Consider the following 19,958-nt stretch of genomic DNA (forward strand, 5'->3'; position numbering starts at 1 on the left):
ACGTCGCCCGGTCCACCGATTTCGTTGACCTGCGGCGTGTTGTTGTTTTCGACGCGCTCATAACAACAACACGCCGCAGGTCAACGGAGGGCGGTGGACCGCTGGCGTTCATCGATGGTTGGAGGTCGCGTGGCGGTGCGGATTGAGCGGGACGGGGCCGTTACGACGGTGATCATGTCCCGTCCCGAGACCCGGAACGCCGTGGACGGGACGACGGCGCGCGAGCTGGCCGACGCGTTCCGCGCGTTCGACGCGGACGACGGCGCGAGCGTCGCCGTCCTGTGGGGCGAGGGCGGCACGTTCTGCTCCGGCGCCGACCTGAAGTCGATCGGCACCGAGCACAGCCCGCGCGTCGACCCGCCCCCGGCGGACGGCCCGCTCGGCTGCACGCGGATGCGGCTGTCCAAGCCGGTGATCGCGGCCGTCGCCGGACACGCGGTCGCCGGCGGGATGGAACTGGCCCTCTGGTGCGATCTCCGGGTCGTGGAGGAGGACGCGACGTTCGGGGTCTACTGCCGCCGCTGGGGCGTCCCGCTCGTGGACGGCGGCACGGTCCGGCTGCCGCGGCTGATCGGCACGAGCCGCGCGATGGACCTCATCCTCACCGGACGTCCCGTCGGCGGGAGGGAGGCGTTCGAGATCGGCCTCGCGAACCGGCTCGTCCCGGCGGGCACGTCGCGGGAGGCCGCCGAGGCGCTCGCCGCGGAGCTGGCCGGGTTCCCGCAGACCTGCCTGCGCAACGACCGCATGTCCGCGCTGGACGCGGAGGGGCGCGACGAGGACGAGGCGATCGCCATCGAGTACCGGTACGGGATCGGCTCGCTCGGCGACGCCATCGAGGGTGCCGCCCGCTTCGCGGACGGCCACGGCCGCCACGGCGACTTCACCGACATCTAACCGGCGACCGAACCGGCGGCCGAACCGGCGGCCGAACCGGCGGCCGAACCGGCGGCCGAACCGGCGGCTGAACCGGCGAACGGGACGACGCAGGGGAGCATTGTCTGAAAGCGTTGGTCGGAAACGCTGCACGTTGACCGAACCGGATTCGGGCCCGTAGGTTCCTGGGTGGCGGCAGTCACGATCAAGGAGCGGAGCGATGACGCTGACCGTGGAGCGGGCGGGCCTAGACCTGGCCGACCCGAAGGCCTATGCGGACGACCGGCGGTTCCACGAGTCGCTCGCGCTGCTGCGCCGTGAGTCGCCGGTGCACTGGGTGGACGCCCCCGACTACACCCCGTTCTGGGCGATCACCAAGAACGAGGACGTCCTGGAGGTCGAGCGCAACCACCAGATCTTCCTGAACGCGCCGCGCCCGCTGCTCGGCACCGCCGAGTTCGACGAGTTGAACCGGCAGCGGGCCGAGCAGGGCATCGCGCTGCGCACGCTGATCCACATGGACGACCCCGACCACCGGGTCATCCGGGCGATCGGCGCGGACTGGTTCCGGCCGCGCGCGATGCGGGCCCTGGAGCCGCGCATCAAGGAACTGGCGAAACGCTACGTCGACCGGATGGTCGACCTCGGCGGCGAATGCGACTTCGCCCAGGAGGTCGCCGTCCATTTCCCGCTGTACGTCATCCTGTCGCTGCTCGGCCTTCCCGAGAGCGACTTCGGCCGCATGCTGAAGCTGACGCAGGAGCTTTTCGGCGGCGATGACGACGAGTTCCAGCGCGGCGCGTCCAATGAGGAGAAACTCCAGGTCCTGCTCGACTTCTTCGCCTATTTCCAGGAGCTGACGGACGCGCGCCGCAAGAACCCGACGGACGACCTCGCGTCCGCCATCGCGAACGCCCGGGTCGACGGCGAGCCGCTGAACGACTTCGACACCGCGTCCTACTACGTCATCGTCGCGACGGCCGGCCACGACACCACGAGCGCGACGATCTCCGGTGGCCTGCGGGCGCTCATCGAGCATCCCGACCAGCTCGGACGCCTCCGCGACAAGCCCGAGCTGATGCCGTTCGCGGTGGACGAGATGATCCGCTGGGTGACGCCCGTCAAGGAGTTCATGCGGACCGCGAACCAGGATTACGAACTGCGCGGAGTGGCGATTCGCGAGGGCGACGCCGTCCTGCTCTCCTACCCGTCCGCGAACCGGGACGAGGACGTTTTCGACGACCCCTTCCGGTTCGACGTCGGCCGCGACCCGAACAAGCATCTCGCGTTCGGGTTCGGCGTCCACTACTGCCTCGGCGCGGCACTCGCCCGCATGGAGATCCGCGCGTTCTTCGAGGAACTCCTGCCGCGCCTCCGCTCCATCGAGATCGCCGGAACTCCGGAAGGGATCGCGACCACTTTCGTCGGCGGCCTGAAGCGCCTCCCGATCCGCTACTCCATCGCCTGAAGGAATCCCTGGTGCAGATCAACGCCGCGGTGCTGCGCGCCGCAGACGCCCCCTACACGATCGAGTCGCTCGACCTGGCCGACCCCGGCCCCGGCGAGGTCCTCGTCAAGATCGCGGGCACCGGGATGTGCCACACCGACATGCTCGGCCGCGTGCCGGGCGACCTGGTCGGCAAGCCCGTCGTGCTCGGCCACGAGGGGTCGGGCATGGTCGAGGCGGTCGGCCCGGACGTCACCGGCCTCACCGTCGGCGACCACGTGGTCATGTCGTTCGACTCGTGCGGGACGTGCGACAACTGCCATGCCGCCAACCCCGGCGCCTGCCCGCAGATGATGGCGCTCAACATGCTCGCCATGCCGCTGGACGGACGGCCGCGCGCGACCACCGCCGACGGCGAGGCCGTCCACACCCGCTGGTTCGGGCAGTCGTCGTTCGCGAGCCACGCGCTCGGGACCGTCCGCAACGTGGTGCCGGTGTCGCGCGACGTCCCGATCGAGCAGCTCGGGCCGCTCGGCTGCGGCGTCCAGACGGGCGCGGGCTCGGTGCTGATCTCCCTTGGCGTCCGCGCCGGGGACAGCATCGCGGTGTTCGGTGCGGGCGCGGTCGGGCTGTCCGCCGTGATGGCCGCGCGGGTCGCCGGCGCCGCCACGATCGTCGCGGTCGACCTGCACGAGTCGCGGCTCGACCTGGCCCGCGAACTCGGCGCCACCCACGTCCTGAACGGGGCGGACGACGACATAGCCGGACAGATCCGGGCGCTCGCCGGCGGCGAGGGCGTCCAGTACTCGTTCGACACCACCGCCGTCCCTGCGGTCGTCGCGACGGCGGTCGCGTCGCTGCGCACGACCGGCGTCTGCGGCCTCGTCGGCGTCGGCGCCGCCGAGTACACCCTGGACGCGAACCTGCTGCTCATGGGTCGGACAGTGAAGGGCATCATCGAGGGCGACGCCGTCCCGCAGACGTTCATCCCGAAGCTGATCGAGCTGTGGCGGCAGGACCGCTTCCCGTTCGACCGCCTCATCACGACCTACCCCCTCGACCAGATCAACCAGGCCGAGCAGGACACGACGTCCGGCAAGGTAGTAAAGCCGGTACTGATCCCCTAGCCCCCAGATTCACCGTCTGCGTTGCCCTGCGGCGTGTTGTTGTTATGAGCGCGTTGAAAACAACAACACGCCGCAGATCAACGACGGGGTGGACCGGTCGACGTTCGTGGACACCGCACTAGACGACGCGGTGGAGGAGGTCGTTGCCTCCCGCTAGGCGGCGGCAGTTCTCCGCGGCGACCGCGAAGTACCGGTCCCAGGTCTCGCGGGTCAGCCAGGCGACGTGCGGCAGGACGACGACGTTGTCCAAGGTCAGGAGCGGGTTGGACGCGTCCACCGGCTCCTTCTCGAACACGTCGAGCCCGGCGCCGCCCAGCCGCCCCGACGTCAGCGCGTCCACCAGCGCAGCCTCGTCGATGACCGCCCCGCGCGCCGTGTTCACGACGACCGCGCCCGGCGGCAACAGCGCGAGCCTCTCGGCGTCGAGCAGGTGGTGCGTCTCGTCGGTCAGCGGGATGTGCACCGAGACGATGTCGCTCGCCCGCAGCAGATCGTCCAACTCCCGCCAGGCCGGGTCGTCGCGGCGCGGACGCCGTGACGTGTAGAGGACCTTCGCGCCGATCGCCTCCAGCATGCCGCGCAGCAGCGTCGCGATCTCGCCGCCGCCGAGGAGCCCGACCGTCCGTCCGGCGATCTCCCCGCCGACCAGGCCGCGGTCGGCGGGCCAGCCTTCGCCGCGCCGCGTCCGCGCGTCGAACGGGACGACCCGGCGCAGCGCCGCGAGCATCAGCAGCAGCGACGTCTCCGCGACGGCCTGCGCGTTCTGCCCCGGCATGTTCGCGACCGCGATCCCGCGTTCCTTCGCCGCGTCCAGATCGATCGTGTTGACGCCGGTGCCGAGCTTCTGGATCAGCTTGAGCTTTGGCGCCCGGTCCATGTCGGCGGCCGTGAGCGGACGCAGCACATGCCAGATGACCTCGGCGTCCGGCAGCAGTTCGGCGAACCGCGCGTCGTCCTGCTCGGAGCAGTTCACGATGTCGAGATCGGGCTCCGCGTGGTCCATGTCGTAATGCAGCAGCACCCGCATGCCGCCCCCTTTCCGTCCGTTCATGGAACCCCGGGTCCGCGCCCGGTCTTCCCCCGGGATTATCGTGCGGATCATGGGAACGAGCCCCGGAGAACCGCACCGGACGGCCTCGCCGCCGGCCGCCGCGGCCGCGTCCGCCCGACCGGAGACGAGGTAACGCCATGTGGACGGACGTCCCCATCATCCAGGCGCCGATGGCGGGCGGCCCGTCGACGCCCGAACTGGCCGCCGCCGTGTCGGACGCGGGCGGCCTCGGCTTCCTCGCCGCCGGCTACAAAACGCCCGAAACCATGCGCGCCGACATCGCCGCGACCCGGAAACTGACGTCCCGCCCGTTCGGGATGAACGTCTTCATGCCGTCGACGGACGAGATCGACCCCGCTGAAGTCGCCGCCTACCGCGACCGCCTCGCGCCCGAAGCCGAACGCCTCGGCGTCGCCCCCGGCACGCCGGCCGCCCGCGACGACGCGTACGAGGCGAAGGTCGCCGACCTGCTCTCCGACCCACCGCCGTTCGTGAGCTTCACGTTCGGCTGCCCGTCCCCGGACGTCATCGAGGCGTTCCGGGCCAAGGGCGCGACCGTGGTCGTCACCGTGACGTCCGTGGACGAGGCCCGCCAGGCTTCGTCCGCCGATGCCCTCTGCCTGCAGGGCTCCGAGGCGGGCGGGCACCGGGGGTCGTTCACGAACACGTCCGACGAACCGCTGCCGCTGCGCGTCCTGCTTCACTCCGTGCGCGCGATGACTTCCCAACCCCTCATCGCCGCCGGTGGTCTCGCCTCATCCAGTGACGTCACTGAGGTACTCGGTATAGGCGCGGTCGCAGCCCAATTGGGTACGGCCTTCGTCCGCTGCCCGGAGAGCGGTGCCAGTGCCATCCACAAGGCCGCCCTGACCGACCCGCGTTTCACGTCCACCGCACTGACCCGTGCCTTCAGCGGACGACTCGCACGTGGCCTGGTCAACCGATTCCTCACCGAACACTCACCGCATGCACCGGCCGCTTACCCGGACGTCCACTACGTGACTTCGCCACTGCGCAAGGCGTCCGCCGCCCAAGGCGACCCGGAAGGCGTCAACCTGTGGGCCGGCGAGTCCTTCCACCGGACGACCGAAGCCTCCGCCGCCGACCTGGTACGCGCCCTGACGCCGCACTGATGCCCGAACTGGCCATCCTGATCGGCCTCCAGGCGTCCGGGAAGACGACGTTCTGCCGTCGGCATCTGGCCGGACACGTCCACGTCAGCAAGGACCTCTTCCCCAGGGGTGCCCGACGCAAGCAGGCACGCCAGTTGAGGCTCATATCGGAGGCCCTTGAACAAGACCGTGCCGTGGCGGTCGACAACACGAATCCGTCCCCGGACGAATGGCAGCCGCTCATCACCGTGGGCCGCCGCCACGGCGCGCACATCATCGGTTATTGGTTTCCGCCGGACGTCGCGCTCTCGATGCGCCGCAACGCCGTCCGCCCACCCGAAATCCAGGTGCCGGACGTCGGCGTCTATGCCACCCTCAAACGTCTTCGCCGTCCGCGCCCATCGGACGGCTTCGACGCGCTGTTCACGGTGGTCCCCACCGCCGGCGGCGCATTCGACGTCAGGGAGATGACCCATGAAGGGCCTTGAGTCGCGGATGCGCGCCCGCGAATGGTTCCACTCCCTGACCCTGCTCCCCGGCGCATGGACGGTCGTCCGCGTGGACGGTCGCTCCTTCTCCCGCTTCACCGAAACCCGCTTCGACAAGCCCTTCGACGCGCGTTTCTCGACGCTCATGGCGGACACCGCACAGGCGCTCCTCAGCGACCTCGGCGGCCGCTACGCCTACACCGAGAGCGACGAGATCTCCGTCGTGCTCGACCCGTCGTTCGACCTGTTCGGCCGCGAGGTGGAAAAGCTGGTCTCCCTGTCGGCGAGCATCGCGACCGCCGCGTTCACCCACGCCGCCGGCGAACCCGTCGCGTTCGACAGCCGCATCTGGATGGGCACGACTCTGGACGAGGTCGTCGACTACCTTTCCTGGCGCCAAGCCGACGCCGCCCGCTGCGCGCTGAACGGCTGGTGCTACTGGACGCTCCGCAACGAGGGCCGCTCCGCCCGGCAGGCGACTCGCGAACTCGAACGCACCTCGGTCTCGGCGAAGAACGAACTCCTCTACGCACGCGGAATCAATTTCAACGACGTCCCGGCATGGCAGCGCCGCGGCGTGGGGCTCCGGTGGGAGAGCTACGAGAAGCCCGGCCACGACCCGATTCGGGGCATTGACGTGGCCGCCACCCGCCGCCGTGTGCGCGTCGATCGCGAACTCCCGATGAAGCGCGCCTATCGGGACTTCGTCCGGTCGCTTCTGGAGGCGGACTAGAGCTCGTTGCCCCAGTCCCAGAGGGATTGGAGGACGGGGCCGAGTCGCCGGCCGTGCGGGGTGAGGAGATATTGCGTCCGGGGCGGCCATCCGGGCCGGCGGCGCCGTTCCAGCACTCCCCATTGGAGGAGATGCGCCAGACGGTCGGCCAGCACCTTGTCCGAAAGTGAGGGCAGGGTCTGCCGCAGTTCGGTGAACGATCGCTCTTCGCGAAGGAGTTCGCGGACGATCAACGTCGTCCAGCGCCCGCGAAGCACATCGAGCGTGATCTCCACCGGGCACGAAGGGGTCGGCTCGGCCACGGCGGCCAGCGGATCGTCCGCCAGGCCCGGGTGGCCAACCGTTTGGTAAGTCACGAAAGCGCCTCCTAGCGTTACCGCGTCCCCACCCTGTCTACCCGAAGGACACGGAATGCTGCGCTTTGCCGACCGCCCCGCAGACGTCCCGCACGTGTTCGCCGAACGTTTCAACTCCGGCGACCCGTCTGCGGTCGCGGAGATGTACGCGGAGGGGGCGGTCTTCGTCCCCACTCCCGGCACGCCGTTGACCGGTGGGGCCGCCGACGCCGCCAATGCCGAATTCATGTCGCTGGGCGTACCGATCGTCGTCGTCCCGCGCCATGTCTACACGGCGGGCGACCTTTCGCTCCTCATCGTCGACTGGGTGATCGAAGGCCGGGACCGCGACGGCAACCCGGTCCACATCGAAGGCACCGCCACCGATGTCGCCCGCCGCTGCCCGGACGACCACTGGCGCTACATCATCGACAACCCCTTCGGCACGACACTCCCCGCGCCTGCCGGTCCGACGCATTCCTGAAGTCAGCTAACCCCGTCCCCCACCCCATCGGCGGACGAGCCGGCCGCGGCATCGGCCCGCTCCCGAGCCGCGGCACGCCGTTCACGCCACGCGTGGGGAATGACAATAAGGTACATCGGGACACTGAGTGCCAGGGCGCTGAGATATGTCTTTTCCGACCCGATCAATGCCGACATGATGATGAGGGTGATCGACCATTCGACCGGACGCTGTAGAGCGGGACGGTCCGCCACGTCCCGTCCCCGTATCCGCTCACGCCAACGCAGCCACGCCTCGGTAAGGACACCGATCGCCACACACACGCAGGCCCATGCAACGAAAGCTGGAGACCAGAAGAGTGTTTCCCCGAGAACTCCGCCGGCCACCGCGACCAGAAAGACACCAAAGCCCGCCAGAAGCCGCACCCAGAAGGACCGCATCTACACCTCCACCTCCAGGACGCCGCCCCGAACCCACCTACATCAAAGCGCGATAACGCACGTAATGCCATAGAAAAAGAAAGAACCGCCAACCCACGGACGTCTCCGCCTCCAACGAGCACGCCCTGCCCGCCCGCACGGCAGGGCGACACGACCATGAAGGACGGCGCGGGGGCGGCCCAGCGGCACACCACCCGACAACCGGTCAGGGATCAGACGGTGTCGGCGGGGTGGTCCAGCCAGACGTGATCACCGGTGGGTGAGACGGTCAGGCCGAAGCGGTCGCGGCCGGGGCTGCGGTGGGCGATCCAGTCGAAGTAGGCCGACACGGCCAGATCCCACAGGGGCCGGTCTCCGCCCTGCTCGACATCGAAAGAGTCGCGGTCGGGCTGGTAGCGAGCTTCGGCCCACGCGTCCGCGCTCCATAGGTGCAGCGTGTAGGCGTCTCCGTCGTGTGCGCCCCGGGCGCATACACCCGGTAGCGCGGCCCCCATCGCCAGGTCGGCGCCTGCCGGGGCGTAGCCGATGGTTCGGGGGTCGATGTCGGTCGTGGATCGGTCGCCGTGCCGGTCGGAGGTGTCCCGTTCGGGATACCGCTGCGCCCGCATCATCATGTACGAGGCGTAGCCGGTGAACCGGCCCACGGCGGTACCGTCCGGCATCACCACGAGCCGCAGTTCGTGGCTGGACCCGAACCCCGGGGCGTAGGGCGTCACGATCACCCCGCCGGGGCGGGTCTGCTTCACCCACGCATACGGCACGCGGGCGACCGCACAGGTGGCGTGCCCCCGGTCGTAGGGTGCTTCCTGCGCCCAACCGTGAGCACCGTCCCCCACGATGAGCCGAGGCGCGTGTCCCGCCTGCTCGAGGTTGGCGGCGGCCTGCACCGACACCGCGGGATCGACCTCGACACTGGTGACGTTCGCCGAGCCGACCAGACGCGACAGCAGCGCGGCCGTCCAGCCGGTACCGGTGCCCACGTCCAGCACACGATGCCCCAGCTCGACGTTCAGCAACTCCAGAAGGGAAACGACGGTGCTGGACGCGGACAGCGACGAGGTGAAACAGCCCGCACCGGTCGCGAGATCGGTCGCGCCGTCATCGAGTTGGGTGATGATCGCGTCGTCGCCGTAGACCAGATCAAGCCACCCCTCGGGATCGATCTGCTCACTCACCCGGTCGCCGTCACCGGTCCAGGCCACCGGCGGCGCGAACACGTGCCGGGGGACGTCATGCAGCGCCGTCCTGACGGGGTTCTGCGTCAGCCACCCGGCGGCGGCCAGCCGTTCGATCAGCGCCTCGACGTGCTGCATGACATCTCCCCCATCAGTCGATCACTTCCCGCATCAGCCGAAACCGGCGATATGAAGGCTGCCTGAGCTTCTTCGACGTCCGCGGCCTGGTACCCCGTTCGCTCCGGCTGGAAGTCGCCCACCCGCGTCTGAACGGCCATCATGAAGGCCGGTGCTATCACATAGAGCCAGGACCGGACGGGACGCACGGGCGCCTTCGGAGGTGGCGGGTACGGCGGGCCGTCCGAGTCCTTGCTGTCCGCACCGCCATAGCATCGGCAGCGTTCGCCAACTCGAAGCAGTCCCCACCGTTTCGCCGCTACGGCTCGCTCTACGCTGGTTGGCGTTACCCAGGTCCTCCATCACCGAAAAGATGGTCAGGGGTCTTGAGGTGCAGTCTTGTGTTAGTGCGGCGGAGCATATCGAATGTGTCGCACGTGGTGACGCTCATTGCGACGCATGCGTCAGGTATGAGAACGCGCCTTTTCGCGTTCGGTTGGGGTCGCTCGTGGGTCACCACATCGTGACCGTGGGCCTTCGCGTATGCAATGAGGTAATAGTCTGCGGTGTTCCCGATGAATTCGTTGACGGCTGCTGGCGTGTACTGGCGCGTAGTTGCCCACTGCGCAAGCGGCTTCAGTTCGGCTATCGCGGCCGCATCAGCGGCCTTGAAAAAGTCACGTCGATCTCTGGCCCAGTCGGCGAGCTGATCGCTTCCGTGCAGCAGTTCGTCACGCACTTTGTCGATACTGCAAGCCAGGGAGTTGGCGTGTGCATGGTCGAGCCATGCCCAGAATCCAGGCGCGATGTCGAAAGCGTAGTAGCGGTTCTTGGCTTCGATCAGTACGTTGGCATCGACCAGGTACATCAGCCGACTCCGAGTTCGGTGGCGAGGTTGTCGAACGTCTCACGCTTTCTGGTTCCCAAGAGTCGATAAGCGTCACGGAATGCAGTGCCGCCCTCAAACGTGTCGGCGATAACGGACCGTGCCAACTGGCGGCTTAGGCGAAGTGGCTGGGTGTAGTAATAGTTGCCGCCGCCGGGACCGCTGTTGCGACTGAGGGCATCAATGACTCGATCGCGTTCTGTCGCGTAGCGTCTTCGGTAGTCCTCCCACTGAAGGTACCCCGCATCAAATATTCGCTTGAGCACAACGAGTGTGCTCACGCGGTACTTGCGCGCCAAGCGCTCCAATTCGCTGACGGTCGGCTGTCCGCGATACTCCGTCCGGATCGTGGCGATGGGGACGAGCACCTCGGCTGCCACCTGGTTGCACCAGAGTTCGGCGTCATGGTCGGTCGCTCTTGCCATCGGAGCGTCAGAGAGTGCGCTCTTGCCAAGCCAGATGTGCCCAAGCTCATGAATCATCGTGAATATTTGGGCCGCCTTTGTATCTGCGCCATTTACGAAAATGAGGGGTGCGACAGGATCGGCCAACGCGAACCCTCGAAACTCTTCCGGGTTGAGTTTTCGATGGGTGTCAGAGCCGACGATGCCGCTGACCATGACCAGTACGCCGATGCCCTCAATTCGATCGATGAGTTGACGCAAGGCATCTTCCCAACTACTGAAGGCGGCGCGCTCGCCGATATCGAAGTTGAGAGCCTGACGCATCTGATCCGCCACGAATTCAGGAGGAGTGGACGTGTCCATTTCACCCACGTACTCCGCTTCAGGAAGCTCGTGTCTGGCAGCAAAATCGCGATACCAGTCTTGACGGGACTGGCATTGGTAAATGGTGTCAAGTAGATCAACGGATGGTTGCCTAATGGCCTGGTTTCTCAAGGTGCGCATATCTGGGATCGGCACGTGTTCTTCAGGCGGCTCAGACAAGAAGAAGTAGCCCAAGGGAGTGTGGGTCTTGTGGGCGAAGTCTTCGAGCTGCTTGAGAGTCGGCCGTGTCCCGGCGATCCAGTCATGGAAGCGCGGGGCGCGCTGGTCGATCACTTCGCCGGACCAGCCGGCGCGTCCCACGGCCCAGCGGAGCAGGTCGGGCTCGACATCTACTCTGACGGTCATCCGTCCCCACCTCCCGCGTACGTCACTTCATCATCGTCCAGTGGACCCGAACGATTCCAGCGTGCAACCACTCTCGGCCACGGTCAGGGCCTCCGGGCCGGGCTGCTTGCAGGCCTCGGCGTGACCGGTATTTTACACGACCGGACACGTTACGTGACAAGGAAGAGCGTTGAGTAACGACTCGGGTGTTCTGTCGGCGGGTTCGGCGCCGGGGCGACGTGCGGCCCGCGCCGGGTTGCTCCTGACCATCCGGAGAATTCGGTCAACGGAACGCCCTTAACGTGCACGGCGGACGAGACGAGCCCGTCGGGATCAGGAACGTCGCTGTGACCGTCCATCACGGCGTGGGTGCTCGCAACTGGGTGCGGCGGGTCGTCGGGGTCAGGGGGATGAGACGACTCGCCGCTGTTTGGTGGGTCAGGGTTGGCGGCGTGGGTGGTGCGGGGTCAGTGTGTGTCGGTGGCGGAGTGGACGGCGGTGCGCAGGGCTGCGCGGGTGAGCAGGAGGACGGGGCCGTCCGGGTCCTTGCTGTCCCGCACCGCCACCACCGCCGCGCCGGCCACATCCGCCAGTTCGACGCAGTTGCCACCGTTGGAACCGGTGTAGCTGCTCTTGCGCCACCTGGCGTTTCTCAAGTCCATCTTTCTTGGACCGCCTTTCTAATCAACTCGCGCGACATCCCTTCGGTGAGTGCCCGTGAACGAAGGGCGTTGAGTGTGCGTGCCAGCACGGACAGGTCTGTCGGGTCGTCGGTCGTGATGGCGCGGATCGCCGTCTCGATATAGGCGACCTCACTTCGATCGTCCATGGTGGCGATGGTGAACGCGCCCATGTTGCCGTCGTGCTCGCCACTTTCCAACACTACTTGAACCGTGATGTTGGGCAACATGCTCAGCTCAAGCAGGTGCTGGAGTTGCTCCCTCATCGTCTCGGCCGTGCCGACCGGACGGCGAAGTGCTTGCTCGTCAACCAGCAGCACGAGCTCCGGAGGAGTGCGTCCATCGCTCCTCGTGAGGATCTCCTGGCGAGCGAGCCGCGCTGCCACGGCTTCCTCGTTGCCCTGTAGGAGGGCGGATGCGTAAGCCGGAGTCTGGACGAGGCCCGCGATCAACATGGGCTCCCACGAGACGAGCATCGCCGCGTCCGATTCGATCTTGGGCCAGTCGAACCAGATCGGGACCGGGTGGCCGTTCCTGTTCAGGTCTTCCCAGAGCTTGATCAAGGCGCCGTCCGAACCGAGGATACGGTCGACCTGCTCGACGAATGAGCGTGTGGCCCGCCTGGTGCCGTTTTCAATGCGGCTCACCTGAGCCTTGCTGATGTTCGTGTGGTCGGCGATGGACTGCTGAGTGATGCCCTTTGCCTCGCGCATCCTGCGCATCTGTCCACCGAACGCGATCAGGGCGGGGGATTCCTTGGGGCGTTGGCGTCGCGGGGGCATGATCGCAAAGTTTCCCTTCCGTGGTATCTCGCCGAACAGACACGCCTGTCACCAGTCGTCACCAGCTGGACTTGGTAACACCAGCGTACAGCGGAACCTTGCTAAATGTGTGGTGTCCGACACACACGGTGAGGGGAAGGTCATGGGTCAGGGTGCGGCGGAGAACGAGATGGTGGTGAAGCGGGACCTGAAGGTGGTCGCGGAGGTGCGGCGGTTCGTGCGGCTGGTGGCAGGCCAGTGGGGCATGGACGACTTCGTGCCGTGCCTGGTGGCCAGCGAGCTGGTGACCAACGCCCTGCAGCACGCGGCGTCGGAGGCGGATGAGGACGTGATCTTGCGGTTGAGCCGCACTGAGGATGACGCGTTGTGGATGGAGGTCCAGGACGCCGCCTGCGGCCTCCCGCAGATGCTGGCGGCGGACACGTCCAGCGAGACGGGCCGCGGCCTGTTCATCGTCGACCAATACGCCCGCTGCTGGGGCATCCGCGCCCTGGCCGACAACGTTGGTAAGGTCGTCTTCGCGGTCATCGACCGCACATGACGGTGGCGTGGAGGTAGTTCTCACGCATCGCAGACACGCTTAGGCAGGGGAGCCGCCCGAAAGGGCCGCTCCCCATCGCCTTTTCTGGGGTGGAAGGCGTCACCGCTGCGGCTTCCCGAGGAGGGCACCGGTGGTTCGACCGCCGCCCCACATTCTTGACCACTCCATGACACTGCGCTACCGATTCATGACTCTTCGTCGTGGCGGTCGGCGCGCTGGTCGATTCCGCCCGGTTGAGGCGGAGGCTTCCCGGTGTGGGGTGGCGCGGTTAGTCTTCTGGTGGCGTCCATGCCGGTCGTTTGCGCCTTGCGCCTGGGAGAGTTCCGTCCGCGGGACTTGTTCGGCTCTTGCACCGGCTCCTCTGTCCCCGTTCTGGAGGAGTCGTCCCGTGAGAATCATGTACAAGCGATGGTCTCCGGCCGTCGCCGCGCTGGCGTCGGCCTTGGCGGCGCTGGTCCTGTCGCTGGGCGCGCTGGTGGTGCTGTCCGCGCCGTCGTCCGCCCAGCCCACCGCCCAATCCGCCGCGCTGGTCGCCTGCACGTATCCGGCCTGGGCCGAGGGCACCAGCTACAAGGTCGGCGACAAGGTCACCTACAGCGGGCAGGGCTACGAGGCGATCGTCGCCCACACCGCGTGGCCCGGCACCAACTGGAACCCCGCGTCCACCCCGACGCTGTGGCGCGACCTCGGTGCGTGCGATGGATCCACGCCGCCGACCACGCCCCCCACGACACCGCCTACGACCCCACCCACGACACCGCCCACCACGCCGCCCACCACTCAGCCGCCTGGGGACGACACCTGTGCGGTGAAGTCGAAGCCTGCCGGCAAGGTGCTTCAGGGGTACTGGGAGAACTGGGACGGGTCCTCCAACGGCGTCCACCCGCCGTTCGGCTGGACGCCGATCGACAACCCCGTCATCAAGCAGCACGGCTACAACGTCATCAACGCGGCGTTCCCCGTCATCCGCTCGGACGGCACCGTCCTGTGGGAGGACGGCATGGACTCGACCGTCAAGGTCGCCACCCCCGCCGAGATGTGCGCGGCCAAGGCGGCGGGCGCCACCATCCTGATGTCGATCGGCGGGGCCACCGCGGGCATCGACCTCAGTTCCAGCACCGTCGCGGACCGATTCGTCCAGACCGTTGTACCGATCCTGAAGAAGTACAACTTCGACGGCATCGACATCGACATCGAGACGGGGCTGACGGGCAGCGGCAACATCAGCCAGCTTTCGGCGTCCCAGGCGAATCTGATCCGCATCATCGACGGTGTGCTCGCGCAGATGCCGTCCAACTTCGGGCTCACGATGGCGCCGGAGACCGCGTACGTGACCGGAGGCAGTGTCACCTACGGCTCCATCTGGGGCGCCTACCTGCCGATCATCAAGAAGTACGCCGACAACGGCCGGCTGTGGTGGCTGAACATGCAGTACTACAACGGCAGCATGTACGGGTGCTCCGGTGACTCCTACTCCGCCGGGACGGTCGAGGGCTTCGTGAAGCAGACCGAATGCCTGAACAACGGTCTCGTCATCCAGGGGACGACCATCCGGGTGCCCTACGACAAGCAGGTCCCGGGGCTGCCCGCGCAGCCCGGCGCCGGCGGCGGCTACATGTCGACGGGCCTCGTCGGGCAGGCATGGAACCACTTCAACGGACAGTTGAAGGGTCTGATGACCTGGTCCATCAACTGGGACGGCTCGAAGGGCTGGACGTTCGGCGACAACGTCCGCGGCCTGCAGGGCCGGTGACCGGCCGGGGACGGGCCCGGCACCTCGCCGCCGGGCCCGTCCCCGGATTCGCTCTCTCGCAAAACGGGCTTGACCTTGACGCCGGTGTCAGGGGATAGCGTCGCGAACGGCCACAAGGGAGGACGGACGGATGCGGATCGGCGAACTCGCCGCACGCGCGGGCGTCAGCACGCGCACGCTGCGCTACTACGAGCAGCAGGGGCTGCTGCCGGCGCGCCGCGAATCCAACGGGTACCGGCAGTACGAGGAGTCCGATCTCCGGCTCGTCTCGGAGATCCGGTCGCTGCTCGCCGCCGGGTTCACGCTGGACGACACCCGCCCGTTCGTCGACTGCCTGCGCGCGGGCCATGCCGACGGGGCGTCCTGCCCCGAATCGGTGGCGGTCTACCAGCGCAAGCTCGCGGAGATCGACGCCGAGATCCGCACCCTGATCCGCCTGCGCGCGGACGTGGCCGACCAGCTGGCGCGGGCCTGCCCGGGCTGCGCCCTCTCCACGGAGGCGACCAATGATCGATCTGACCAGCGAGAACTTCGACGAGCAGGTGCTGCGCGGCGACAAGCCGGTACTGGTCGAATTCTGGGCGGACTGGTGTCCTCCCTGCAAGATGATCGCGCCGATCCTTGCGGAGATTGAGGCGGAGCACGGCGACCGGCTCACCGTCGCGAAGATCAACGGTGACGAGAACCCCGACATCGTGACCCGCTACGGCGTCATGGGCTTCCCCACCCTCAACCTCTACCGCGACGGTGAGGTCGTCCGGCAGATCATCGGCGCCAAGCCCAAGCGCGCCCTGCTCGCCGCCCTGGACGGCCACTTCTAGCCCCCGCGCACGGGGATTCCGCGACGCGCCCGCCCCGGGAACGATCTATGCTCGACGCAATCGGGTGCTGCCGTCGGGAGGACCGCTCGTGCGGACGTTGCTGAACCTCATCTGGCTCGTGCTGGCCGGATTCTGGATGGCGCTGAGCTATGTCATCGCCGGGATCATCTGCTGCATTCTCATCATCACGATCCCGTTCGGCATCGCGTCGTTCCGCATCGCGGGCTTCGCGCTGTGGCCGTTCGGCCGGACGACCGTCCCGAAGCGCGGCGCGGGCGCGGGCTCCCTCATCGGCAACATCATCTGGATCATCTTCGCCGGCTGGTGGCTGGCCCTCGGCCACCTGTTCACCGGCCTGCTGCTCTGCATCACGATCATCGGCATCCCGTTCGGGATCGCGAACTTCAAGCTGATCCCGATCTCCCTGACCCCCCTCGGCCACGAGATCGTCTCCTCCAACGACCCCGCCCGCTTCTAACCCGCAGGCGTCCGGTCAGGAGGGCCAGGTTTGCCCGGTCAGGAGGGCCAGGTTTGCCCGGTCAGGAGGGCCAGGGGGTGCCGGTCAGGCGTTCGTAGACTTCGGTGTAGCGGGCTCGGGTGGCGTCCACGACGTCCTGGGGGATGGCGGGGCCGGGTGGGGTGCGGTCCCAGTCGAGGGTGCTGCTCCAGTCACGGACGAACTGCTTGTCCAGGGAGTGCTGGGGGCGGCCCGGCTCCCAGTCGTCGGCGGGCCAGAAGCGGGACGAGTCGGGCGTCAGGACCTCGTCGCCGAGGACGAGGGTGCCGTCGGCGGCGCGGCCGAACTCCAGTTTGGTGTCGGCGATGATGATGCCGCGCTCGGCGGCCAAGGCGGCGCCGCGCTTGTAGATGGCCAGCGTGACGTCCTTGAGGCGGGCGGCGGTGTCCTCACCGATCTCGGCCACGACGTCGGTGTAGGTGATGAACTCGTCGTGGCCCTCGGTGGCCTTGGTGGTCGGGGTGAAGATCGGCTCGGGGAGGCGGGACGCGTCGACCAGGCCGTCCGGGAGGGAGATCCCGGAGACGGTGCCGTTCTTCTCGTACTCCTTGAGGCCGAGGCCGGTGAGGTGGCCGCGGGCGATCCACTCGACGGGGAGCATGCTGAGGCGGCGGCAGCGGATGGCGCGGCCCGCCCATTCGGCGGGGACGTCGGTGGCCGACACGACATGGTTCGGGATGATGTCGGCCAGCTGCTCGAACCACCAGAGCGAGAGCTGCGTGAGGATCTTGCCCTTGTCGGGGATCTGTGTCGGCAGCACGACGTCGTAGACGCTCACCCGGTCGGACGCCACCAGGATCAGCTCGTCGCCGTCCGCGTAGACGTCCCGCACCTTCCCCGAGTGGATCAGCTCCATGTCGCTCCTCAGCTTGCCGTTCCTGCCGGATAGGAGTCTGGCACAGCGGCGTCCGCGCGCCCCACGAGGGCCGATAGGTTTTGATCAGTCGGGTGGGGGAGGCCGTCGGGGTGCGGGCTTTTCGTGTGATCGCCGGGGTCGCCGTGCTGGTGGCGGCGCTGAGTGCGTGCAAGGCGTCGGAGCATGGCAAGGTCGCCGCCTCGCCGTCGGCGGAGCCGGCGCCCAGCGTGACGCCTGTGGTGCGGGACGAGGCGGCCATGTGGGGCAAGTGGGGGCTCAAGCCGTTGCCGCCCGCACCGGAGCCGCCGGAGGAGAAGCCTCTCAAGCTCCCTGCGAAGGGGCCCGTGACGGTCTTCGACCGGGTTCCGACGGAGGAACGGGTCGTCTTCATCACGATCGACGACGGGCAGGAGAAGGACCCCAGGTTCGTCCAGATGCTGACCGACCTGCAGGTGCCGGTCACCATGTTCCTCACCGACAACGTCATCCAGGACGACTACGCGTACTTCAAGCCCCTGCAGGCGCTGGGGAATCACGTTCAGAACCACACGTTGACCCATCCCGTCCTGCCGGCGCTTGGGCTGGACGGTCAGAAGCGTGAAATCTGCGGGGATCAGGACGTCCTGTCCAAGCAGTACGGCACGAAGCCCACTCTGCTGCGTCCGCCCTACGGGAGATGGAACTGGGCCACGCAGCAGGCGGCCCGCGAGTGCGGCATCGACGGGATCGTCATGTGGCGGGCGTCCATGCAGATCCACGACATGCAATACGACGACGTCAACAAGGCACTGCATCCCGGCGACATCCTGCTGGCCCACTTCAGGGGGCCGGAGCAGCTCAAGGGCGAGACGATGACCGCGATGTTCGCCCACATGCTCAAGCGCATCCAGAAGCAGGGGTTCGCCGTCGCGCGCCTGGAGGACTACGTCAGTCCTCAACGCACACCCAGTCCTCAACGAACACTCAGTCCTCGATGAACACCCGGATCGTGTCGAGCGACGAGTCTGCGGCGTCCGGCACGACCATCCCGGCGGACACGCTCGAGCGCAGGTAGTCGAGCACCGGACGGGTGAGCCGCTCACCCGGCAGCGCGGCCGGGATCCCCGGTGGGTACGGGGTCAGATGTCCGCGATCTCCGCGCGGACGCCGGCCGCCAGGTCGAGCGCGTCCTGGAGCAGCGCGTGGCCGTGTTCGACCATCTGCCGCCGCCATCCGTCCAGCCCCGCGTAGATCAGGACGGACGGGCTGGTGGTGCCGAGCAGGTCCTCGCGCGCCTTCAGCACGGCCGGCGCCACCAGGTTCCCCTGCTGGTGGAAGACCGAGCCTGTTCGAGCCCGGCGCCCATCTTGTGGACGCTCGTCACGCACACGTCGGCGCCGGAGTCCATCGCCCACGTGGGGATGTCGGGGTGGAACGGCAGGTGCGCGCCCCCACGCCTCGTCCACGATCAGGGGTTTGCCGCGCTCGTGGCAGGCGGCGGCGATCGCGGCGAGGTCCGCGCACGTCCCGTACGGGGTGGGGCTGGTGACGAGGGCGCCGCGCGCGTCGGGATGCTCGTCGAGGCGGGCGGCGAACGCGTCCGGCGACGGCGGGTGCGCCAGGTTGCGGGACGCGTCCCACTGCGGCTCCACCCAGATCGGGCGGACGCCCGAGAGGATCAGCCCCGATACGACCGCCTTGTGGGCATCGCGTCCGACGAGGAGTTTCTCCCCGGGGCCCGCCACCGCCAGCATCGCGCTCTTGACCGACAGCGAGCTGCCGCAGGTCGAGAAGAACGTCTGCTCCGCGTGGACGGCGTCCGCCATCAGCTCCTGGGCCCGTTCGAGCACCTTGTTGCTCGCCATGCGGTCGTCGAGGACGGGGGCCTGGGGGTGGTCCATGGTCGTCGCCTTCCCCGTGGCCTCGCGCTGTAACGCCGCGAGTGCATAGCCGCTCAAAGAGGACGAATGCGACGCCGGTCATCGGGTAGGGCGGGCGTGAACGGCCGAGAGGGAGTGACCGATGAACGATCGGATACCGGCTGAGGCGGAGCTGGCCTGGGACGAGTTCCACCGGGTCGTCAACATGACCTCGGACGAACTGCGGATGTGGCTGCTCACGGACGCCTCGGGCGAGGAGGCATTCCCCGCGGACGGGCCCGGCCCCGTGGTCGGTGAACTCGGCGCCCGCGTGGTCGACGTGCTGCGCAAGCGGAAGGTCGACCTGACCGAGCGCGACACGGAGCTGATGGTGGAGGTCGTCGACTTCGTCGAGGACCGCCTGGAGAACCGTCCGCCGAACGCGGAGCGGGACGAGGACTGGCGGCACGCGCTGATGAGCGTGGGGCACGACCCCCTGCGTCCCGAGCCGTCCAGCGCATAGGAGGCGAGATCATGCCGAACCCGCAGCAGCCCGAGATGAGGCGGTCGGAGCGGACCGCGGTGACCGAGGAGCCGCCGGCGGAGGCCACCGACCCGAAGATGACGCGGGCCAAGGGCCACGCGCACGGCACCGACAGGGGGAAGAAGGGCGGCGGCAAGGGCGGCGGGACCCCGCCCGGCCAGCGGCCGCCGCACCCCACCTGAGCCGGAGTACGGCGGGGGGGCGCGGGGAAAAAACTGGGGGAGCCCCACAGCGGCAGTGCTGAATATAGGGGGAGCGTTTGGG

At 68.0% G+C, this 19,958-nt stretch carries 25 protein-coding genes and 1 pseudogene; 15 read left to right on the forward strand and 11 right to left on the reverse strand.

The features are described from left to right. Positions 1–129: 129 nt before the first annotated feature. The 3 genes from ABZ806_RS42185 (at position 130) to ABZ806_RS42195 (ending at position 3,450) form a co-directional block, all read left to right on the forward strand. Entirely contained in the window at positions 130–897 is a 768-nt protein-coding gene (locus ABZ806_RS42185; RefSeq protein WP_500224781.1) for a crotonase/enoyl-CoA hydratase family protein, read from the forward strand. A gap of 199 nt (positions 898–1,096) precedes the next feature. Beyond that, complete coding sequence (locus ABZ806_RS42190) at positions 1,097–2,344, forward strand: cytochrome P450 (RefSeq protein WP_500224784.1); 1,248 nt, start codon at positions 1,097–1,099, stop codon at positions 2,342–2,344. Positions 2,345–2,355: 11 nt separating this feature from the next. Then, on the forward strand, positions 2,356–3,450 hold the full coding sequence (locus ABZ806_RS42195; RefSeq protein ID WP_500224785.1) for an NAD(P)-dependent alcohol dehydrogenase: 1,095 nt from the start codon (positions 2,356–2,358) through the stop codon (positions 3,448–3,450). 118 nt (positions 3,451–3,568) lie between these two features. On the opposite strand, the gene ABZ806_RS42200 is transcribed toward ABZ806_RS42195, so the two are convergent. Further along, positions 3,569–4,477 carry an NAD(P)-dependent oxidoreductase gene (locus ABZ806_RS42200; RefSeq protein ID WP_500224787.1) on the reverse strand — a complete coding sequence of 303 codons (909 nt, stop codon included), beginning with the start codon at positions 4,475–4,477 and terminating at the stop codon, positions 3,569–3,571. A gap of 161 nt (positions 4,478–4,638) precedes the next feature. Between ABZ806_RS42200 and ABZ806_RS42205 the strand changes: the two genes are divergently transcribed. Genes ABZ806_RS42205 through ABZ806_RS42215 form a run of 3 tightly spaced genes read left to right on the forward strand, consistent with a single transcriptional unit; the run spans position 4,639 to position 6,834 of the window. Then, a complete protein-coding gene (locus tag ABZ806_RS42205; RefSeq protein WP_500224789.1) occupies positions 4,639–5,634 on the forward strand; it encodes a nitronate monooxygenase in 996 nt (331 codons plus the stop codon). Beyond that, positions 5,634–6,101: an AAA family ATPase gene (locus tag ABZ806_RS42210; RefSeq protein ID WP_500224792.1), complete on the forward strand. Its 468-nt coding sequence runs from the start codon at positions 5,634–5,636 to the stop codon at positions 6,099–6,101. The genes ABZ806_RS42205 and ABZ806_RS42210 overlap by 1 nt, the downstream gene beginning before the upstream one ends. Next, on the forward strand, positions 6,088–6,834 hold the full coding sequence (locus ABZ806_RS42215) for a tRNA(His) guanylyltransferase Thg1 family protein (protein WP_500224794.1): 747 nt from the start codon (positions 6,088–6,090) through the stop codon (positions 6,832–6,834). Before ABZ806_RS42210 ends, ABZ806_RS42215 begins: the two co-directional genes overlap by 14 nt. Here the strand turns inward: ABZ806_RS42215 and ABZ806_RS42220 are convergent. Further along, on the reverse strand, positions 6,831–7,190 hold the full coding sequence (locus ABZ806_RS42220) for a winged helix-turn-helix transcriptional regulator (protein WP_500224797.1): 360 nt from the start codon (positions 7,188–7,190) through the stop codon (positions 6,831–6,833). The two genes, ABZ806_RS42215 and ABZ806_RS42220, sit on opposite strands and share 4 nt — an antisense overlap. A gap of 55 nt (positions 7,191–7,245) precedes the next feature. Between ABZ806_RS42220 and ABZ806_RS42225 the strand changes: the two genes are divergently transcribed. Next, positions 7,246–7,653, forward strand: a complete 408-nt coding sequence (locus ABZ806_RS42225; protein WP_500224798.1) for a YybH family protein — start codon at positions 7,246–7,248, stop codon at positions 7,651–7,653. 2 nt (positions 7,654–7,655) lie between these two features. Here the strand turns inward: ABZ806_RS42225 and ABZ806_RS42230 are convergent, their stop codons facing one another. The 6 genes from ABZ806_RS42230 to ABZ806_RS42255 all read right to left on the reverse strand — a co-directional run bounded on the left by ABZ806_RS42230 (position 7,656) and on the right by ABZ806_RS42255 (position 12,824). After that, the gene (locus ABZ806_RS42230) at positions 7,656–8,072 is read right to left on the reverse strand and encodes a hypothetical protein (RefSeq protein WP_500224800.1); all 417 of its coding nucleotides are present in this window, start codon (positions 8,070–8,072) and stop codon (positions 7,656–7,658) included. A 212-nt stretch (positions 8,073–8,284) separates the two neighbouring features. Next, positions 8,285–9,385: a methyltransferase domain-containing protein gene (locus ABZ806_RS42235; RefSeq protein WP_500224801.1), complete on the reverse strand. Its 1,101-nt coding sequence runs from the start codon at positions 9,383–9,385 to the stop codon at positions 8,285–8,287. Positions 9,386–9,710: 325 nt separating this feature from the next. Then, positions 9,711–10,232 (reverse strand): DUF4411 family protein, encoded by a 522-nt coding sequence (locus ABZ806_RS42240; RefSeq protein ID WP_500224802.1) that lies wholly within the window; start codon positions 10,230–10,232, stop codon positions 9,711–9,713. Continuing rightward, positions 10,232–11,383 (reverse strand): ImmA/IrrE family metallo-endopeptidase, encoded by a 1,152-nt coding sequence (locus ABZ806_RS42245; RefSeq protein WP_500224805.1) that lies wholly within the window; start codon positions 11,381–11,383, stop codon positions 10,232–10,234. The genes ABZ806_RS42240 and ABZ806_RS42245 overlap by 1 nt, the downstream gene beginning before the upstream one ends. Positions 11,384–11,829: 446 nt before the next feature. Further along, entirely contained in the window at positions 11,830–12,024 is a 195-nt protein-coding gene (locus tag ABZ806_RS42250) for a DUF397 domain-containing protein (protein WP_500224807.1), read from the reverse strand. Next, positions 12,015–12,824 (reverse strand): helix-turn-helix domain-containing protein, encoded by an 810-nt coding sequence (locus ABZ806_RS42255; protein ID WP_500224810.1) that lies wholly within the window; start codon positions 12,822–12,824, stop codon positions 12,015–12,017. Before ABZ806_RS42255 ends, ABZ806_RS42250 begins: the two co-directional genes overlap by 10 nt. 142 nt (positions 12,825–12,966) lie before the next feature. Here ABZ806_RS42255 and ABZ806_RS42260 point away from each other — a divergent pair, with 142 nt between their 5' ends. From ABZ806_RS42260 to ABZ806_RS42280, 5 genes are all read left to right on the forward strand, one after another. Next, positions 12,967–13,365: an ATP-binding protein gene (locus ABZ806_RS42260; RefSeq protein WP_500224813.1), complete on the forward strand. Its 399-nt coding sequence runs from the start codon at positions 12,967–12,969 to the stop codon at positions 13,363–13,365. 397 nt (positions 13,366–13,762) lie between these two features. Next, entirely contained in the window at positions 13,763–15,118 is a 1,356-nt protein-coding gene (locus tag ABZ806_RS42265; RefSeq protein WP_500224833.1) for a carbohydrate-binding protein, read from the forward strand. 130 nt (positions 15,119–15,248) lie between these two features. Continuing rightward, positions 15,249–15,752, forward strand: a complete 504-nt coding sequence (locus ABZ806_RS42270) for a MerR family transcriptional regulator (protein ID WP_500224817.1) — start codon at positions 15,249–15,251, stop codon at positions 15,750–15,752. Further along, positions 15,661–15,939 (forward strand): thioredoxin, encoded by a 279-nt coding sequence (gene trxA, locus ABZ806_RS42275; protein WP_500224835.1) that lies wholly within the window; start codon positions 15,661–15,663, stop codon positions 15,937–15,939. Before ABZ806_RS42270 ends, trxA begins: the two co-directional genes overlap by 92 nt. Positions 15,940–16,027: 88 nt before the next feature. Then, positions 16,028–16,417, forward strand: coding sequence for a YccF domain-containing protein (locus ABZ806_RS42280; protein ID WP_500224820.1), 390 nt, complete (start codon positions 16,028–16,030; stop codon positions 16,415–16,417). A 61-nt stretch (positions 16,418–16,478) separates the two neighbouring features. Here the strand turns inward: ABZ806_RS42280 and ABZ806_RS42285 are convergent, their stop codons facing one another. Beyond that, the gene (locus ABZ806_RS42285) at positions 16,479–17,312 is read right to left on the reverse strand and encodes a phosphoribosylaminoimidazolesuccinocarboxamide synthase (protein ID WP_500224823.1); all 834 of its coding nucleotides are present in this window, start codon (positions 17,310–17,312) and stop codon (positions 16,479–16,481) included. A gap of 92 nt (positions 17,313–17,404) precedes the next feature. Between ABZ806_RS42285 and ABZ806_RS42290 the strand changes: the two genes are divergently transcribed. Further along, the gene (locus tag ABZ806_RS42290) at positions 17,405–18,289 is read left to right on the forward strand and encodes a polysaccharide deacetylase family protein (RefSeq protein ID WP_500224824.1); all 885 of its coding nucleotides are present in this window, start codon (positions 17,405–17,407) and stop codon (positions 18,287–18,289) included. Between the two features lie 94 nt (positions 18,290–18,383). On the opposite strand, the pseudogene ABZ806_RS42295 reads toward ABZ806_RS42290, so the two are convergent. Both ABZ806_RS42295 and ABZ806_RS42300 read right to left on the reverse strand, forming a co-directional pair. After that, positions 18,384–18,434: pseudogene (locus tag ABZ806_RS42295) on the reverse strand (hypothetical protein); the annotation flags it as partial. Continuing rightward, a complete protein-coding gene (locus ABZ806_RS42300) occupies positions 18,431–19,192 on the reverse strand; it encodes an aminotransferase class I/II-fold pyridoxal phosphate-dependent enzyme (RefSeq protein ID WP_500224825.1) in 762 nt (253 codons plus the stop codon). The pseudogene ABZ806_RS42295 and the gene ABZ806_RS42300, both read right to left, overlap by 4 nt. Before the next feature lie 121 nt (positions 19,193–19,313). Between ABZ806_RS42300 and ABZ806_RS42305 the strand changes: the two genes are divergently transcribed. Continuing rightward, complete coding sequence (locus ABZ806_RS42305) at positions 19,314–19,673, forward strand: DUF3140 domain-containing protein (protein ID WP_500224827.1); 360 nt, start codon at positions 19,314–19,316, stop codon at positions 19,671–19,673. 11 nt (positions 19,674–19,684) lie between these two features. Beyond that, on the forward strand, positions 19,685–19,876 hold the full coding sequence (locus ABZ806_RS42310; protein ID WP_500224830.1) for a hypothetical protein: 192 nt from the start codon (positions 19,685–19,687) through the stop codon (positions 19,874–19,876). The last annotated feature ends 82 nt before the right edge of the window (positions 19,877–19,958 follow it).

This window comes from Spirillospora sp. NPDC047418 (assembly GCF_040643275.1).
Taxonomy (GTDB): domain Bacteria; phylum Actinomycetota; class Actinomycetes; order Streptosporangiales; family Streptosporangiaceae; genus Spirillospora.